The 15120-nt window shown below is 39.2% G+C and carries 13 protein-coding genes; 4 read left to right on the top strand and 9 right to left on the bottom strand.

All coding sequences use genetic code 11. From position 1 onward, the window contains the following. Positions 1 to 22 precede the first annotated feature (22 nt). Complete coding sequence (gene fumC, locus JWR61_RS04765; RefSeq protein WP_301926698.1) at positions 23 to 1423, top strand: class II fumarate hydratase; 1401 nt, start codon at positions 23 to 25, stop codon at positions 1421 to 1423. Positions 1424 to 1728: 305 nt separating this feature from the next. Further along, positions 1729 to 4089: a T9SS type A sorting domain-containing protein gene (locus tag JWR61_RS04760; protein ID WP_301926697.1), complete on the top strand. Its 2361-nt coding sequence runs from the start codon at positions 1729 to 1731 to the stop codon at positions 4087 to 4089. A 29-nt stretch (positions 4090 to 4118) separates the two neighbouring features. Here JWR61_RS04760 and JWR61_RS04755 read toward each other — a convergent pair whose 3' ends face one another. From JWR61_RS04755 to gldF, 5 genes are all read right to left on the bottom strand, one after another. Continuing rightward, a complete protein-coding gene (locus tag JWR61_RS04755; protein ID WP_301926696.1) occupies positions 4119 to 4790 on the bottom strand; it encodes a lipoprotein signal peptidase in 672 nt (223 codons plus the stop codon). Positions 4791 to 4935: 145 nt separating this feature from the next. Beyond that, positions 4936 to 7443: a bifunctional UDP-N-acetylmuramoyl-tripeptide:D-alanyl-D-alanine ligase/alanine racemase gene (locus tag JWR61_RS04750; protein WP_301926695.1), complete on the bottom strand. Its 2508-nt coding sequence runs from the start codon at positions 7441 to 7443 to the stop codon at positions 4936 to 4938. A 28-nt stretch (positions 7444 to 7471) separates the two neighbouring features. Continuing rightward, positions 7472 to 8431, bottom strand: coding sequence for a TerC/Alx family metal homeostasis membrane protein (locus tag JWR61_RS04745; protein WP_301926694.1), 960 nt, complete (start codon positions 8429 to 8431; stop codon positions 7472 to 7474). A 2-nt stretch (positions 8432 to 8433) separates the two neighbouring features. After that, the gene (gene gldG / locus JWR61_RS04740) at positions 8434 to 10173 is read right to left on the bottom strand and encodes a gliding motility-associated ABC transporter substrate-binding protein GldG (protein WP_301926693.1); all 1740 of its coding nucleotides are present in this window, start codon (positions 10171 to 10173) and stop codon (positions 8434 to 8436) included. Between the two features lie 11 nt (positions 10174 to 10184). Continuing rightward, on the bottom strand, positions 10185 to 10907 hold the full coding sequence (gene gldF / locus JWR61_RS04735) for a gliding motility-associated ABC transporter permease subunit GldF (protein ID WP_301926692.1): 723 nt from the start codon (positions 10905 to 10907) through the stop codon (positions 10185 to 10187). A gap of 436 nt (positions 10908 to 11343) precedes the next feature. Between gldF and JWR61_RS04730 the strand changes: the two genes are divergently transcribed. After that, positions 11344 to 11592 (top strand): hypothetical protein, encoded by a 249-nt coding sequence (locus JWR61_RS04730; protein ID WP_301926691.1) that lies wholly within the window; start codon positions 11344 to 11346, stop codon positions 11590 to 11592. A gap of 71 nt (positions 11593 to 11663) precedes the next feature. Here JWR61_RS04730 and JWR61_RS04725 read toward each other — a convergent pair whose 3' ends face one another. From JWR61_RS04725 to JWR61_RS04715, 3 genes are all read right to left on the bottom strand, one after another. Continuing rightward, positions 11664 to 12113 (bottom strand): HesB/IscA family protein, encoded by a 450-nt coding sequence (locus JWR61_RS04725; protein WP_367881789.1) that lies wholly within the window; start codon positions 12111 to 12113, stop codon positions 11664 to 11666. A gap of 65 nt (positions 12114 to 12178) precedes the next feature. Continuing rightward, positions 12179 to 12598 carry a Fe-S cluster assembly scaffold IscU gene (gene iscU, locus JWR61_RS04720; protein WP_290340440.1) on the bottom strand — a complete coding sequence of 140 codons (420 nt, stop codon included), beginning with the start codon at positions 12596 to 12598 and terminating at the stop codon, positions 12179 to 12181. Between the two features lie 78 nt (positions 12599 to 12676). Further along, positions 12677 to 13894: an IscS subfamily cysteine desulfurase gene (locus JWR61_RS04715; RefSeq protein WP_301926690.1), complete on the bottom strand. Its 1218-nt coding sequence runs from the start codon at positions 13892 to 13894 to the stop codon at positions 12677 to 12679. 126 nt (positions 13895 to 14020) lie between these two features. Between JWR61_RS04715 and mce the strand changes: the two genes are divergently transcribed. Further along, positions 14021 to 14422: a methylmalonyl-CoA epimerase gene (gene mce, locus JWR61_RS04710; RefSeq protein WP_301926689.1), complete on the top strand. Its 402-nt coding sequence runs from the start codon at positions 14021 to 14023 to the stop codon at positions 14420 to 14422. A gap of 34 nt (positions 14423 to 14456) precedes the next feature. Here the strand turns inward: mce and JWR61_RS04705 are convergent, their stop codons facing one another. Continuing rightward, positions 14457 to 15095: an MBL fold metallo-hydrolase gene (locus tag JWR61_RS04705; RefSeq protein ID WP_290340445.1), complete on the bottom strand. Its 639-nt coding sequence runs from the start codon at positions 15093 to 15095 to the stop codon at positions 14457 to 14459. Between the last annotated feature and the right edge of the window lie 25 nt (positions 15096 to 15120).

Raw genomic sequence — 15120 nt, 5'->3', positions numbered from 1 at the left:
AAAAACTCTAAAAAATAACTATATGGAATACCGGATTGAAAAAGATACAATGGGTGAAGTAAAAGTGCCTGTTGAAGCCTACTACGGCGCACAAACACAACGCAGCATTGATAATTTTAAAATTGCACAGGACATTAACAGAATGCCCAAAGAAATTATCAAAGCATTTGCTTACTTAAAAAAAGCTGCTGCGCTGACCAACTTTGATGCCGGTGTTTTATCCAAAGAAAAATGCGATTTGATTGGCCAGGTATGTGATGAAATTCTGGATGGAAAATTAGACGCTTATTTCCCGCTGGTAGTTTGGCAAACCGGCAGCGGTACCCAGAGTAATATGAATGTAAATGAAGTAGTGGCTTACCGCGGGCATGTAATCAATGGCGGACAACTGGAAGACAAAGAAAAGTTTTTGCATCCCAATGATGATGTTAATAAATCACAATCCAGCAATGATACATTTCCAACTGCCATGCACATTGCGGCTTATAAAATTTTAATAGAAACCACCATTCCCGGCATTGAAAAATTAAGGGATACACTGGCTGCAAAAAGCAAGGAGTTTATGCAGGTGGTTAAAATAGGGCGTACGCATTTTATGGATGCTACCCCATTAACTGTGGGACAGGAATTCAGCGGTTATGTATCACAATTAAGCCATGGCTTAAAGGCAATTAAAAATACATTGGCTCATTTAAGTGAGCTTGCATTGGGCGGTACAGCTGTAGGAACAGGTATCAACACACCAGAAGGCTATTCCGAAAATGTTGCCAAACACATTGCTCAATTAACCGGCCTGCCTTTTATAACTGCAGAAAATAAATTTGAAGCATTGGCTGCCCACGATGCCATTGTAGAAGCCCATGGTGCTTTAAAAACAGTTGCCGTGAGTTTAATGAAAATTGCGAATGATATCCGTATGTTATCATCCGGTCCACGTTCGGGTATTGGCGAAATTTTTATTCCGGATAATGAGCCGGGCTCTTCAATCATGCCCGGTAAAGTAAATCCTACGCAATGCGAAGCACTTACCATGATTGCTGCACAGGTAATGGGCAACGATGTTGCAATAGGTATCGGTGGAAGCATGGGCCATTTTGAGCTGAATGTTTTTAAACCGGTCATGATCTATAATTTTTTACATAGTGCCCGGCTGATTGGTGATGGCTGTGTTTCATTCAATGATAAGTGTGCTATAGGATTGGCGCCGATTGAAGCCAATATTAAAAAACACGTGGATAATTCACTGATGCTTGTTACTTCATTAAATACAAAGATTGGTTATTACAAGGCCGCTGAAATTGCACAGAAAGCACATAAAGAAGGAACAACATTAAAAGAGATGGCAGTACAATTGGGCTATGTTACACCGCAGGAATTTGATGAGTGGGTTATACCTGCCAATATGGTTGGAAAGATAAAATAAAACTTCACTTATAACAGTTATACAAAAGGCACCCGGGAAGGTGCCTTTTTTGTTATTTCACTGTTTTTTAAAAAATTGTGATCATAAAACTTCTTCTACTAAGATTGACGTGTTGCCCCTACAAAAAAAGCAGTAAAAGTGCTACAATGCAGGCCGGGAAAGAGAAGTATTTTCCCCCTGTCAATATACAAACGAAATAATTTTAAAAAATTTCCGTTTCTGTTAGCATTGGGTTCATCATTTTAAAAAATCAGCAATATTATTTTAAAATACCCTTGTTATAATATCCAGCCCTGATACCTATTATGAAACAATTTTGCTCACCATTACATATTGCGTTGTTCTTTACCGGGTTATCGTTGTGCATTTTGCAGACAACCTACGGACAGCACAATCCATTACTGGGATATGGAAACGGGTATGTTAACGTAACGAAACGAACGACGGGTGGTGCCGTGCAGAAAGGAGATATTCTAGAAATACGGACCAATTATTTTTTAGGCCCAACTTATAATGCAAGTAATAAAGTCCCTAATGGTAATGCCTATAAAATATGGAATGTAAGATACTATGACAGTGTTCCGTTAAAGACGAGCATGAATACCGGGGCTGCCGATTCCTTACGCCTTATAACAAATGAAGGCCTTACAGTACAAAATTATTCACTCAATGCCGGAGATGATGCAGGAACATATACTGCAAATCCTAACTCCGGAGAATACCAGGTAAGAATTAACGTAGGCACAACTGCAGGTGATCCAGGTTCTAACCCCGGAAAATTAACCGACAATACAGGGTCAGGTTATATATTGATTGGTGGGTATATACCTAAATTGTTTGGAGGAGCATTATTAACAACGGCATTCAGGGTTACAGTAACAGGCAATCCCGGAGACACGATTACTTTGGGAGTTGGAAAACTTGTTTACAGAAAAACATCTTCAGGCGCGGATACAACTATCAATGCTGTACCCTACAAAATTTATATTGACTCCACTGCAACCGCCTTATGCGGCAATGCCCTCGGTAATAACCTTGCTGTTGAAGCTACCGGTACTTTTGATAGTGGCTATGTACAAAACAGAAGTTACGGGCCAGCCTATATCATTCCTAACTACAGCTATCTAGCGGCAAGCCGGTCCGTTGCAATCGGCGATGGATCTTATGCCATCGTAAATAATACAAGCCCTACCGGCAGTACCAATCCAAATGCGAGAATGCAGCCGAACTGTACAGCTATACTACCAATTCCCACAGCCGATAGTTGTGTAAACAGGATGTTTGGCGGTTTTTGGGATATTATGGGCGACCATACCGGTACCAATAATTCTACAGGTAATCCGGCACCGGCGCCAGGCAGCAAGGGTGGTTACATGCTGATGGTAAATGCTGATGTTGTTACAAGCGAAGCATACAGGCAAACTGTATCAGGTTTATGTCCTGATACTTATTATGAATTCAGTGCCTGGGTAAAAAATATTTGCAGACGCTGCGGAATTGATCAGAATAGCGTGAGCACTTACTCAGGCGGTGTACGGCCCAATCTTACATTTGCTATTAATGATATTGATCTTTATTCAAGCGGGGAACTGGACAGTCTGGGCTGGGTAAAAAAAGGTTTTGTTTTCAAAACAGGACCCGGGCAAACGGCGGCTGTAATTTCCATCCGCAATAATGCTTCCGGTGGTGGCGGTAATGACTGGGTATTGGATGACCTGGCACTCGGCACCTGCGGTCCATCTTCTACTATGAATTACAAACCAATTGCATTGGGTTGCACTACGGGTACACAATTAACTTTTGCCGACACGGTAAGATATTCTTACAACCCAAAATATTCTTACTACAAATGGCAGAGAAGCACAGATGGCGGGGTAACATGGGGTACGCCTCCGCAGGCAACCAGCTCTGGAAACGTGACTATTGGACCTCCGGTAAATGGGAAGTATCAATACATTACCAACTTTGGACCTTTCACCGTGAGTCATTCGGATAGCGGCCATTTGTTCAGGGTTGTGTTGGGTACAAGCGCAGCCAATGTTTCAAGTAGCAACTGTTCTTTTACCGACGGGAATTACATTATGGTAAAAGTAATTTCCTGTCCGGCAGTATTGGAATCCAATATAATTTCCTTTACAGGTAAACTAAACTACGAGTCTAAAACAGTTTTAACCTGGGTTGTATCAAATGAAATAAACCTTTCCAGGTACGAAATTGAGAAAAGTGCGGATGGGGTTCATTTTGAAAAAGCGACTGAAAAGCCAGCCGGCAATTCAACCACTTTCAATTCTTATTATACCAATGACAATGAAGTAATAAGAGCGGATACCTATTTTCGTTTAAGGCTCCGCAGAAGTGACGGTTCGTCTAAATACAGTGAAACAGTCGTAGTAAGTCCCAAACAATCCACTTTTGAAGTGTTGGGATTTAAAAATCCATTTACAGATTTTATCAGTATTAATTATAACCTGCCCAGAGCCGGTGTGGTTAGATTCTATATTACCGATGCGATGGGACAGGGCGTGTATAAGCAGATGATAAATGGCAAAAAAGACCTTAACAATTTTACGCTAAACAATCTTGAGTTTTTAACGCCGGGAATTTACAGTGTGACAATTTATTATGAAAATAGTTCCGTTACCAAACGGATGCTTAAGATGGAATAGTGATTTGAATAAAAAAAATTTAAAGATTTTTATTGTATCTGCACATCATCATTTACGATGGCTCCGGTTTCAACAGTATCGCCGGGTTCAGTAACTGAATTGTGTTGAAAAAAGCGTTTTTGAAAAACCAGTATAGCAATCACCCCAGTTGAGATAGAGGCATCTGCCAAATTAAATATCGGACGAAAGAATTCAAAATCTTCTCCTCCCCAAACAGGCACCCATTTTGGAAAGTGGGTATCCCTGATAATAGGAAAGTACAGCATATCTACCACCTTACCATGTAAAAAGCCGGCATAGCTATGTTTAGGAAAAAGTGTTGCAATATGGTAGGCATTACTTTCTTCGAATATCATTCCGTAAAACATGCTATCAATCAGGTTACCCAGTGCGCCGGCAAATATCAGTGCTGCACAAACAATAAACCCGCGGTTGTATTTCTTTTTGGTGATGTTGATCAAATACCAAACACCAAAAATGACCGCCCCCAATCTAAACAGCGTAAGCAACATTTTACCTGCCTGTCCGCCAAATTTCCATCCATAAGCCATGCCTTCATTTTCAACAAAATACAGTTGAAATGATTTGCCTAACACATTGTGGGATTGGCCTAAATAAAAATTAGTTTTGATATAAAACTTTAATGCCTGGTCTGCCAGTACAACTAAAAAAATGATCAGTGCTGTGTTTCTTAATTTCATAATAGTTGGCAAAGATAATAGTTTGCGATGTAAGGTTTAGCTGAGCTTTTTCATTTAGTTTTTAGAAATCATGCGGTTTTGGAAGCGATGAAACACCGTACAAACTTTACTTTACCTAGCGAAATTTCCATTAATTGTAATGTATTTATTCCTCAAAATAAACCCGTTTAACCCGTTGAGAAATACCAGTTAATATTTCATACGGAATTGTTTTCGACCAGCTGGCAACATCATGTACCGATAAAGGTTCACCAAAAATAATCACTTCATCCCCTTCCGCAACATGGATTCCTGTAATGTCAAGCATCGTCATATCCATACACACTACGCCAATAACAGGCACCAAATTTCCGTTTAGCCACATTTTTCCTTTGCCATTACTTAATGCTCTCGGGTAGCCATCCGCATAGCCGATACGAACGGTAGCAATCACAGAATCTTTTTTGACTGTACCCTTACGGCTATAACCAACAGTTTCCCCGGCCTTCACATTTTTTATCTGGGATATGGTAGTTTTTAAAGTAGTTACATTTTTTAACTGTTGCTGCATGGCCGGGCTACTGTCTATACCATATAAACCAATACCAAGCCTAACCATATCCAACTGTAAGTTTTTATGCCGGTGAATGGCAGCCGTGTTTCCAATATGACGTAAGAAAGTGTAACCGGTTATTTTTTGCAATGCATCGCAGCTTTGCAAAAAGAGGTCGGCCTGCGTTTGTGTAAATTCATCCAGTTGTTCTGTATCACTTCCCACCAGGTGAGAAAAAACAGATTGTACTTTAAATGTTGATGATGACTTAAGAAACGCAGATAAGGATTCTATGTCTTTTGCTTCAAACCCGAGACGGTGCATACCCGTATCCAACTTGATATGCACCGGGTAATTTGTAATGCCCGATTGCAGCAAATACCGCTGAAATCCGGTTAATATAGCAAATGAAAAAAGTTCAGGTTCAAGATTATATTGTACCATTAAATCGTACGTTACATCTTCTGCATTCATCACCATGATAGGTAATGTTATCCCGGCTTTACGAAGTTCTACTCCTTCGTCTGTGTAGGCGACTGCCAGGTAATCTACTTTATGAAACTGCAGTAAGTTTGCAATTTCAAAACTGCCGCTTCCGTAGCTGAAAGCCTTTACCATTGCCATCACTTTTACACCGGGCTTCAATTCCTGCTGATATTGCTTCAGGTTATGCGTAATGGCATTCAGGTTAATTTCCATCACTGTCTGGTGTACTTTTTCTTCGAGTAAATGGCTCAGCTGCTCAAACTCAAAAACCCTGGCACCCTTTAGCAATATGGTTTCATTGTGAAAATGCAGCGTATAAAATTGCTGCTTAAATTCAGCCGTGGATGAAAAGAAAATTGTCTGTGGAATGTTTTTAAATGCAGCCTGCTGCTTTACAATTTCGGGACCAACACCAATGAACCGGTTGATTTTTTTCTGCTCCAAAATAGCGGCAACGGCGGTGTACAATTCCCGGCCGCTTTTACCCGATTGCAAAATATCACTTAGTATCAATGTACGATTCGAGTGCTGCTGTTGCTGTACTAAAAAATCCAATGCAATGGTAAGCGAATTAATATCTGCGCTGTAACTGTCATTGATTACTGAACAATTATTGATTCCTTTTTTTAACTCCAGGCGCATTTCAACAGAACGCAGCTGAAGCATTTTTTCTGCAATAAGTAGTTCGTCTGTGCTTAAATAAAGCAATACGCACCAGCAGTTAATAGCATTTTCAACCGATGCTTCGTCTGTAAAAGGAATTGATATTGAAACGGCTTTGCCACTTTTATCATGCCTGTAATCAATGGCTTTTATAGTGGTAAGCCCATTGCTTTTTTCGATGTCGATAATCTGTAAAGCAGCTTTGGCATTTTTGCTCCACGAAAAAAGCTGAAAGTTATCATGACTTCTTACGTTACCCGCAAATGTATTAATGGCATTATTTACGTCCGGATCATCCGCATTAAAAATCAGCACATCGCTGTGCAGAAATAATTTTAGTTTTTCATTTATTTTTTGCCGCACGTTTAAAAATCCTTCGCTGTGTGCGTCACCGATATTGGTAAATACACCAATGCCCGGAGTTATTATTTTCTCAAGCCGCTCCATCTCATCCGCATGAGAAATACCTGCTTCAAAAATGCCAAGGTCGTGCGCTCCATTTATTTGCCAAACACTAAGCGGAACACCAATTTGGGAATTATAACTTTTAGGGCTTCTTACAATATTGTAATTGTTATGCAGCAATTGATATAACCATTCTTTTACAATAGTTTTACCGTTGCTGCCGGTAATGCCAATAACAGGAAGAGTAAATTGCTTGCGGTGAAATGCAGCAAGTTGTTGCAACGATTGTAGCGCATCTCTTACCTGTAGAAAATTGGCTTCGGGATATTTACTTAAGTGATCAGGATTTATTTGCTGATCGGTTACAAAATTGCGAACTCCTTTTTCATACAATTCGTCTATAAATATAATTCCATTTCTTCTTGGTCCCCCAAGCGTAAAAAATAAAGAAGATGCCGGAAATAATAATTTACGGCTGTCAAGTAAAATATGATCGATGGTTGCAGGGGCATTTTGTTGCACCCAATCGGCTTTAATTATTTGTACTATTTCTGAAATTGAATACAATGAATACTGTATTAAGAATGAATAATAATTATTCCGGAGTTTCCACACTACCGTTTTTTTGCTTATGCCAAACCGAATAAAAAATGGATGAACCTATACAAAAAACAATTACGAGCAATGATACCCAAACAGGGAAATGAATCCACTTTTCGATCAGCATTTTTATGCCTATAAACAACAAAACTACCGCAATACCCTGCTGTAAATAATTAAATTTATTGGCTGCCCCGCGCAATAAAAAAAACAAACTTCGTAAACCCAGTACGGCAAAAATATTCGATGAATAAATCAGCATTTTCTTGCCTGGATCGGGTATAACAGAAAACACAGCAGGGATAGAATCCAATGCGAACACAATATCAATCAATCCCAGCATAACTACCACCATCGCCAGTTTGGTAAAAAAGAGACGCCCGCTTTTTACAATAACAAATCTGCCATCCGGCTCTGCATCTGTTGTGCGCATTATTTTTTTGAGCAATTTAAACGCCCAGTTTTTATCCGGTGCAAACTCTTCTTCTTCATTACTGCCAAACATTTTTACACCTGTGTAAACCAAAAAAACGCCAAACACGTACATGATCCAATCGAACCTTGCAACCAGCTCACTTCCTGCCGCAATAAAAATGATCCTGAATATGATGGCCATTAAAATACCGGCTAGCAAAACCCTCGAATAATTTTTTTCTTTTACGCCAAAAAAAGTAAAAATGATAATGAAAACAAAGATATTATCTATTGAAAGTGACCACTCCAGCAAATAAGCTGAAAGAAAAGAAATGGCATCTGGTTTTCCGGTGCCTCCTTCATCCCTAAACCAGATAAACACACAAAAAGCAAATGACAAAAACACCCAGAAGAGGGTTTGTACAAGGGCCGTTTTGATGGTAATAACCTGGTTTTTTTTACTTAGCAATCCAAGATCAAAAACTAATGCCACTACAATTATCAATGAAAAGACAAGGTATAAAAAGCCAGTATTGCCCATGTTTATTGTTTAGTATATTTTCTTTTTCGCCACCACTGATACCCCAATCCAAAAAGGCATACCAGCAATATTGGAGCCACTATATTAACCAGTTGCCAAAGTGAACGCTGGTCAGTAGTTTTTTTAACGTCCAGTAGCCGAAGGGTATAATCCTTAGCCCGGGCATCCAGAATATTGTTTTTATCTGCAAGGTATTCCGTAGAATTTAAAAAGAAGTCTTTATTGGCGTATTGAATATTGGTGTATTTATTCGTTCCCATAGGCAACGGACCAATTATATCAGATACCTGGTTCAAAACAATATCCGCGTCTGCCACTACTATTACTTTACCGGCTGTTTTACTTTGTCTTAAAAAATTAATGTGATACTCTTTTAAAGTATCCAATTGTGACTGGCTTGCATGATTTGCGAACATGCTGGTAAATTTTCCTTCCAATAAAACAGCCACCGGAATATTTTTAAGGTTGAACCTGGCAATATCTTCTACTGTTTGTAAACTATTCAGCTGTATTCTTGCCGGCGTAGGTAACGTATAGGCATTGGCGGAAGATGACAATAAAATCGTTTTTGTAATACCTGCGGCTTCTACTGTATCAATAGAATTGGCAAATTGCCCTACTACGTCTGCCTGGTTTTTTACTATGGCATGTGCTGAACCAGGCTGTAGTAACGGAGCATAAGGCCAAGTCAATAGTTGCTTTTGACTTTTTCCTCCTACCGAACCTACTTCCACCGGGATTTTGTCTGCATGTTTGTCGGCCAGTAAATCGGTATTGATTCTTACACCATATTTAAATAACAAATCATTCAGATTGAGGTCTCTTGAATAAGCTACCAGTTCGCCATTTTGAAGACTGTCACGTTCGGCATACAACACATCCATAAAAAATAATAGTCTGCCCCCGTTCATTACATACTGATCCATTTTAAATTTATCATCATCGGTAAATTTTATTGTAGGTTTTACAATTACTATGGCTGCATATTCAGGACTTAAAAACGGCTGAGTTCTTACATCCACCGTATCTACAATAAAATTTTTACCCAGTGTTTGAAAAACATCATTCACCGGCAAAAATCCAAATGGTGGCTCACCATTGCCATAGGCATACGCAACCACCGGTACGTCTTTTTGAGTTAACTTCTGTATTGCATTGGCAAACTTATATTCCAGCAAAGCCTCTGCACTGTTGAGGGATTGCTTATCCAAAATATCATCCGAATTAAAAACATTTTTTTGTACCTGGCCCTGTAATAAATCTATTGCTACTGACCTGCCTCCATACTGGATGATGGCTCCCGGAAATATCTGGCGCTGGGTTTTGCCTTCGCCTTCCTTTACCTGTACCTGCTGGTTGGTTGGCCTTAATCCCATATTAACTAAAGAATCAAATAAATTAGCCTTTGTGGAATCATCCAATCCTTCACCCGGTATTTCAAATTTGTATTGAATTTTGTTACCGCCATAATTTTTAAAATTCTCCAACAGTTCACGGGTACTGTTCGACAGCTTTTTAAACTCAGATTTTACGTCGCCTGCCAGCAGCACAGTTACATCAACTGTGCTATCCAAATTCCGCAATACTTTCTGTGTAGAAGCTGAAAGCGTAAATCTTTGTTCGTTGGTAAAATCTACTCTGGTATGAAATTTTGACCCTAGCCAATTTATAAAAACGAGCAACAAAATTGTTAAGGGCAACCATGCCTTTGTATTGGCTATTTTTTGCAAAATTGATTTCATGAAGAATTGGCTTATCGTTTACGCAGGTTTTGCACAGTAATTAAAAGAAATAAAAAAATAAGGCTTAAAAAATACAGCAGATCCCTGCTATCCAGTAAACCGCGGCTTATACTGCGGTAATGAAAATCAATTCCTGCCATTTCAATATAGTAATCGGCACTGCCAACAAACATAGGCAATTTGCTAATCGCATTAAATCCAAAGTAAAGCAGCAAACAGGCAAACGCACTTACCAAAAAAGCTACCACCGCATTATTGGTAAAGCTGCTGCAGCAAAGGCTGATGGCCGCAAATACAGCTGCCAACAAAAAAAGGCCAATATAACTGCCGGTTATTCCTCCGCTGTCAACAGTTTGTACAGCACTTAAATTTTTTATTGTAAAAACATAAATAAAAGTTGGCACAATTACAAAAAGTAATACCGCTAAAACAGCTACATATTTTCCTGCTACTATTTGCCAGCGTGACAGGGGTTTGGTTTGTAAAATTTCAAAAGTGCCGGTTTTAAATTCTTCTGCAAGCGAACGCATGGTAAGGGCCGGTACCAAAAAGATCAAAATCCAGGGAGCCAGCTCAAAAAATTTATCCAGCGTAGCATAGCCAAAATCAAAAATATTGCTGTCTTTCAAAACAAATAAAAAAATGCCATTCACCATTAAAAACATGATAATAGAAATATAACCTGTAAGGCTGCTGAAAAACTGGTGTAATTCTTTTTTACATATACTCAACATAGGCATAAAATTGCTGCAATTTACTACTTAGCCAATTACAAATATTAGTTTTGGTTTTCCTGGGTTGGTGAACAACGAATTAATTCCCTATGGTATTTTAACCACGTTTAATTATTAAAAAAATTAAGCGGCAAAATGAGTCCATAAACGGGGCATATGCCGGGTCATTGAAAATAATTTCAAAAAATATTTTTTTTCGTGCAGCATTTTGTAAAGTCGTCCTGTCATTGTAAAAGATAAGCTAATTAACAACTCATTTAAGTTTGTCTTTTTACCCAAAACATACGCTTTTAGAAAACTTGTTTAACCCCCGTTAAACATTTATTCGAAATTACCAGAATAAGTCGTTTACCAAAACCGACTGCACAGTCCCGCTTAACGGCGGGATTTTTTTATGGATTATTATCAAGGCTGCATCTTACCTGAAATCTTCAATATGAAAAAAATCAGTATGATGATGGCAGCTGTTATCCTTGCCGGGCAGTTAACTGCTCAAACAACAAAAAAACTGGCACCACCGCCTCCTCCGCCACCGGCAGTTAAAATACAAAAAACACCGCCACCGCCGCCTGCAATCGAGGTTGCCAAATTTCAGGCACCACCACCGCCACCTAAACCACCTAAAGTAAAGAAAGAAAAAGTACATTTTGTGCCCCCGGAAATTGTCAGGGAGTCAACAAATTAACCCGTGAAAATAGTACTAATAAAAAGCCCGTTTCTAAATGAAACGGGCTCTTCAATTTTATATAACTTACATCAGACCGCAAAACTTTCACCACAGCCGCAACTTCTGCTAGCATTGGGATTATTAAAGTAAAACCCTTTGCCATTCAATCCATCACTGAATTCAAGCTCGGTATTTACGAGGTATAAAAAACTTTTGAGGTCAGTTACAATTTTAACTCCCTTGTCCTCAAATACCTGGTCCATTGGTTTTTGCTCATTATCAAAATCCATTTTATAACTTAAACCGCTACAGCCACCACCTACGACCCCTACCCGTAAAAAGTAAGACGGATCGCCCGCCAAACCTGCATCACTCATCAGACTTACTACCTTTTGTTTGGCTTTGTCGCTGATGTAAATGGAATTTTCCAGCATCTTGGGTTCTTCAACCGTAACGGTTTCACCTCCTTCTTCACCGGGCACCTGCGGACATTCCTCAACTACTGTATCTACAGACTTATTTAAAATATCACTACTCATTCTTAAACACTTTTAATTACAACTCACCTCCTGTTATTTAAAAACAGCAGGTTAAATTCTGCATCTTAATGCACTACGCTTTCTTCAAACTTAATTGCTTCTTTGCCGTTCTTCACGCGGTAGTCATTGATAGCTGCTTTAATGGCGTCCTCAGCCAATACTGAACAGTGAATTTTAACTGGCGGAAGATTCAATTCTTCCACGAAATCCATGTTATCAACTGTTAGTGCTTCATCAATGCTTTTTCCTTTGAGCCATTCTGTGGCCAAAGAAGAGGAAGCGATTGCTGATCCGCAACCAAAAGTTTTAAATTTAGCATCGGTGATCATACCGGTAGCATCATCTACCTGTATTTGCAAACGCATAACGTCGCCGCATTCAGGAGCGCCTACCAAACCGGTTCCAACACTTTTGCTACTTTTATCCAGCGTTCCAACATTCTTTGGATTCTGGTAGTGATCGATTACTTTTTCTGAATATGCCATGGTATTAAATTTTATAATTTGTTGATTAGTTAATGTGCTAACCCGTTAAATACTGTGAATACTAAACATTTGACCTTTCTAATGTGCTGCCCACTCAATTGAATTTAAGTCAATACCTTCCTTATACATTTCCCATAACGGGCTCATTTCTCTTAACTTTAAAACGGTTTCACTTATTGCTTTAATTGTGTAATCAATTTGTCCTTCTGTTGTAAACCTTCCCAAACCAAAACGCAGCGAACTATGTGCCAGATCATCGCCTAAACCCAATGCTTTTAAAACGTAAGAAGGTTCCAGTGAAGCTGAAGTGCAGGCCGAACCTGAACTAAGCGCAATGTTTTTATTGAATCCCATCAAAAGGCCTTCACCTTCCACATGCTTAAAAGAAATGTTAGTCACATGTGGCAAACGATGTTCTGTGCTGCCGTTAATATAGGCTTCTTCCAACTTCATCAGTTCTGTTTCCAGTTTATCACGCAAAATACTGATGCGCTTTGTATCGGCTTCCATCTCCAAACGGGCCAGTTCACAGGCTTTACCAAACCCTACAATACCGGGTACATTTAAGGTACCGCTTCTCATACCTCTTTCGTGACCACCACCGTCCATCTGGGCGGTAACTTTTACTCTTGGGTTTTTACGGCGAACATACAACGCACCGATACCCTTAGGGCCATACATTTTATGCGCAGTAAATGCCATCAGGTCAATACCATCTTTTATTACATCCACCGGAATTTTACCTACTGCCTGTACACCATCAGTAAAAAACAAAACGCCGTGTTTTTTTGCGATCGTGCTTATTTCTTTAATTGGTTGAACTGTACCGATTTCATTGTTTGCATACATGATGGCTATCAGAATGGTCGTTGGCTTAATAGCCGCTTCCAGTTCTTTAAGATCAATCAGACCATCTCTTTGTACCTGTAAATAAGTTACTTCTGCCCCATTTTTTTCCAGGTGTTTACAGGTATCCAGTACTGCTTTATGTTCTGTAGTAGCTGTTATAATGTGATTTCCCTTGCTGGCATACATTTCAAATACACCTTTAATGGCAAGATTATCCGCTTCAGTGGCACCACTGGTAAAAATAATTTCTTTGGGATCGGCGCCTATTAATTTGGCAACCTGTTCGCGGGCGTAATCAACTGCTTCTTCTGCTTCCCATCCAAAAGGGTGGTTACGACTGGCCGCATTACCGAAGTGCTCCATAAAATAAGGAGTCATCGCTTCAAATACCCGGGGGTCCATCGGTGTTGTGGCGTTATTATCTAAATATATCGGTAGTTTTAACATACATCTTTATTTATCTGTTCAAACATAAAATTACTACAAAAGGTTCTATTTTAGCTTATTCGTAGGTTAACGGAGTCAATAATTTCCCTATTTCACAAACCGCTCACAAGGACCAATACTTTTGATATGCAACAAATAGATCATATTGGCATTGCCGTTAAAAGCCTTGCAACTGCTGTTCCTTTATATGAAAAATTATTAAACAGCTTGTGTTATAAAACAGAAGTTATACCAACAGAAAACGTAACTACCGCTTTTTTTAAAACGGCGGAAACCAAAATTGAACTGCTGGAAAGCAATAGTGACGACGGCGTAATTGCCCGCTACATTGCCAAAAAAGGAGAAGGCATTCATCATATTGCTTTTGAAGTGGCTGATATAGAGGCCGAAATGGCAAGATTAAAGAGCCTGGGTTTTACCTTACTGAACGAAAAACCAAAACCCGGAGCTGATAATAAACTGGTTTGTTTTTTACATCCAAAAGATACTACAGGTGTTTTAGTTGAGCTGTGTCAGGGGATTCGTTAATAAAGATTTACCATCTTTCGTCACTACCAGACCATTAACTTAGATAAGGGTTTTGTTTTTTCTCTTCCCCTATTGTTGTTGGCGAACCGTGGCCACTGTAGACTATTGTTTCATCGGGCAATGTAAATAATTTTTTACGAATACTGTTAAGCAGGGTTTGATGGCTACCTCCTGGCAAATCAGTGCGGCCGATACTTCTTTGAAATAACACATCACCTCCAATTACAAAATGTTGCTTGCGGCAATAAAAACAAATACTGCCAGGCGAATGCCCTGGCGCCTCTATGATTTCCAGTTCGTCCCCCCCAAGTAAAACCTTATCCCCTTCTTTCAATTCAATGAGTTCCCCGGTATAATTGTCAAAGGGCATGTTGTACATTAAACCTGAAGTTGGTGCAAAAGATAAAACAGCTTTTTCCTTTTCATGCAATTGCAATTTGAGACTATAAGTTTCGGCAACAAACTTGTTACCAAACACATGGTCAAGATGGCAATGAGTGTTTAACAGCATTACTGGTTTAAGCCCTTTTTGTTGTATAAAAGTTTGCAGCGTTTCCTTTTCTTCATCAAAGTAACAGCCCGGATCAATGACGATACATTGTTTAAACTCATTGTACAAAATATACGTATTTTCCTGTATCGGACTAAAAATAAAAGATTGTATCTGCAACATTTAAGATCAATTTAGCTATTAAAGG

It is taken from the genome of Ferruginibacter sp., assembly GCF_028288465.1.
Classification (GTDB): Bacteria; Bacteroidota; Bacteroidia; order Chitinophagales; family Chitinophagaceae; genus Ferruginibacter.
The sequence above is the reverse complement of the archived record's forward strand: the minus strand, read 5'-3'. Positions and strand labels throughout refer to the sequence as shown.

Excerpts from the sequence above, each read along its gene's own strand:
- fumC (WP_301926698.1), top strand. The coding sequence starts at position 23 with ATGGAATACCGGATTGAAAAAGATACAATGGGTGAAGTAAAAGTGCCT.
- JWR61_RS04760 (WP_301926697.1), top strand. The coding sequence starts at position 1,729 with ATGAAACAATTTTGCTCACCATTACATATTGCGTTGTTCTTTACCGGG.
- JWR61_RS04755 (WP_301926696.1), bottom strand. The coding sequence starts at position 4,790 with ATGAAATTAAGAAACACAGCACTGATCATTTTTTTAGTTGTACTGGCA.
- JWR61_RS04745 (WP_301926694.1), bottom strand. The coding sequence starts at position 8,431 with ATGGGCAATACTGGCTTTTTATACCTTGTCTTTTCATTGATAATTGTA.
- gldG (WP_301926693.1), bottom strand. The coding sequence starts at position 10,173 with ATGAAATCAATTTTGCAAAAAATAGCCAATACAAAGGCATGGTTGCCC.
- gldF (WP_301926692.1), bottom strand. The coding sequence starts at position 10,907 with ATGTTGAGTATATGTAAAAAAGAATTACACCAGTTTTTCAGCAGCCTT.
- JWR61_RS04730 (WP_301926691.1), top strand. The coding sequence starts at position 11,344 with ATGAAAAAAATCAGTATGATGATGGCAGCTGTTATCCTTGCCGGGCAG.
- JWR61_RS04725 (WP_367881789.1), bottom strand. The coding sequence starts at position 12,113 with ATGAGTAGTGATATTTTAAATAAGTCTGTAGATACAGTAGTTGAGGAA.
- iscU (WP_290340440.1), bottom strand. The coding sequence starts at position 12,598 with ATGGCATATTCAGAAAAAGTAATCGATCACTACCAGAATCCAAAGAAT.
- JWR61_RS04715 (WP_301926690.1), bottom strand. The coding sequence starts at position 13,894 with ATGTTAAAACTACCGATATATTTAGATAATAACGCCACAACACCGATG.
- mce (WP_301926689.1), top strand. The coding sequence starts at position 14,021 with ATGCAACAAATAGATCATATTGGCATTGCCGTTAAAAGCCTTGCAACT.
- JWR61_RS04705 (WP_290340445.1), bottom strand. The coding sequence starts at position 15,095 with ATGTTGCAGATACAATCTTTTATTTTTAGTCCGATACAGGAAAATACG.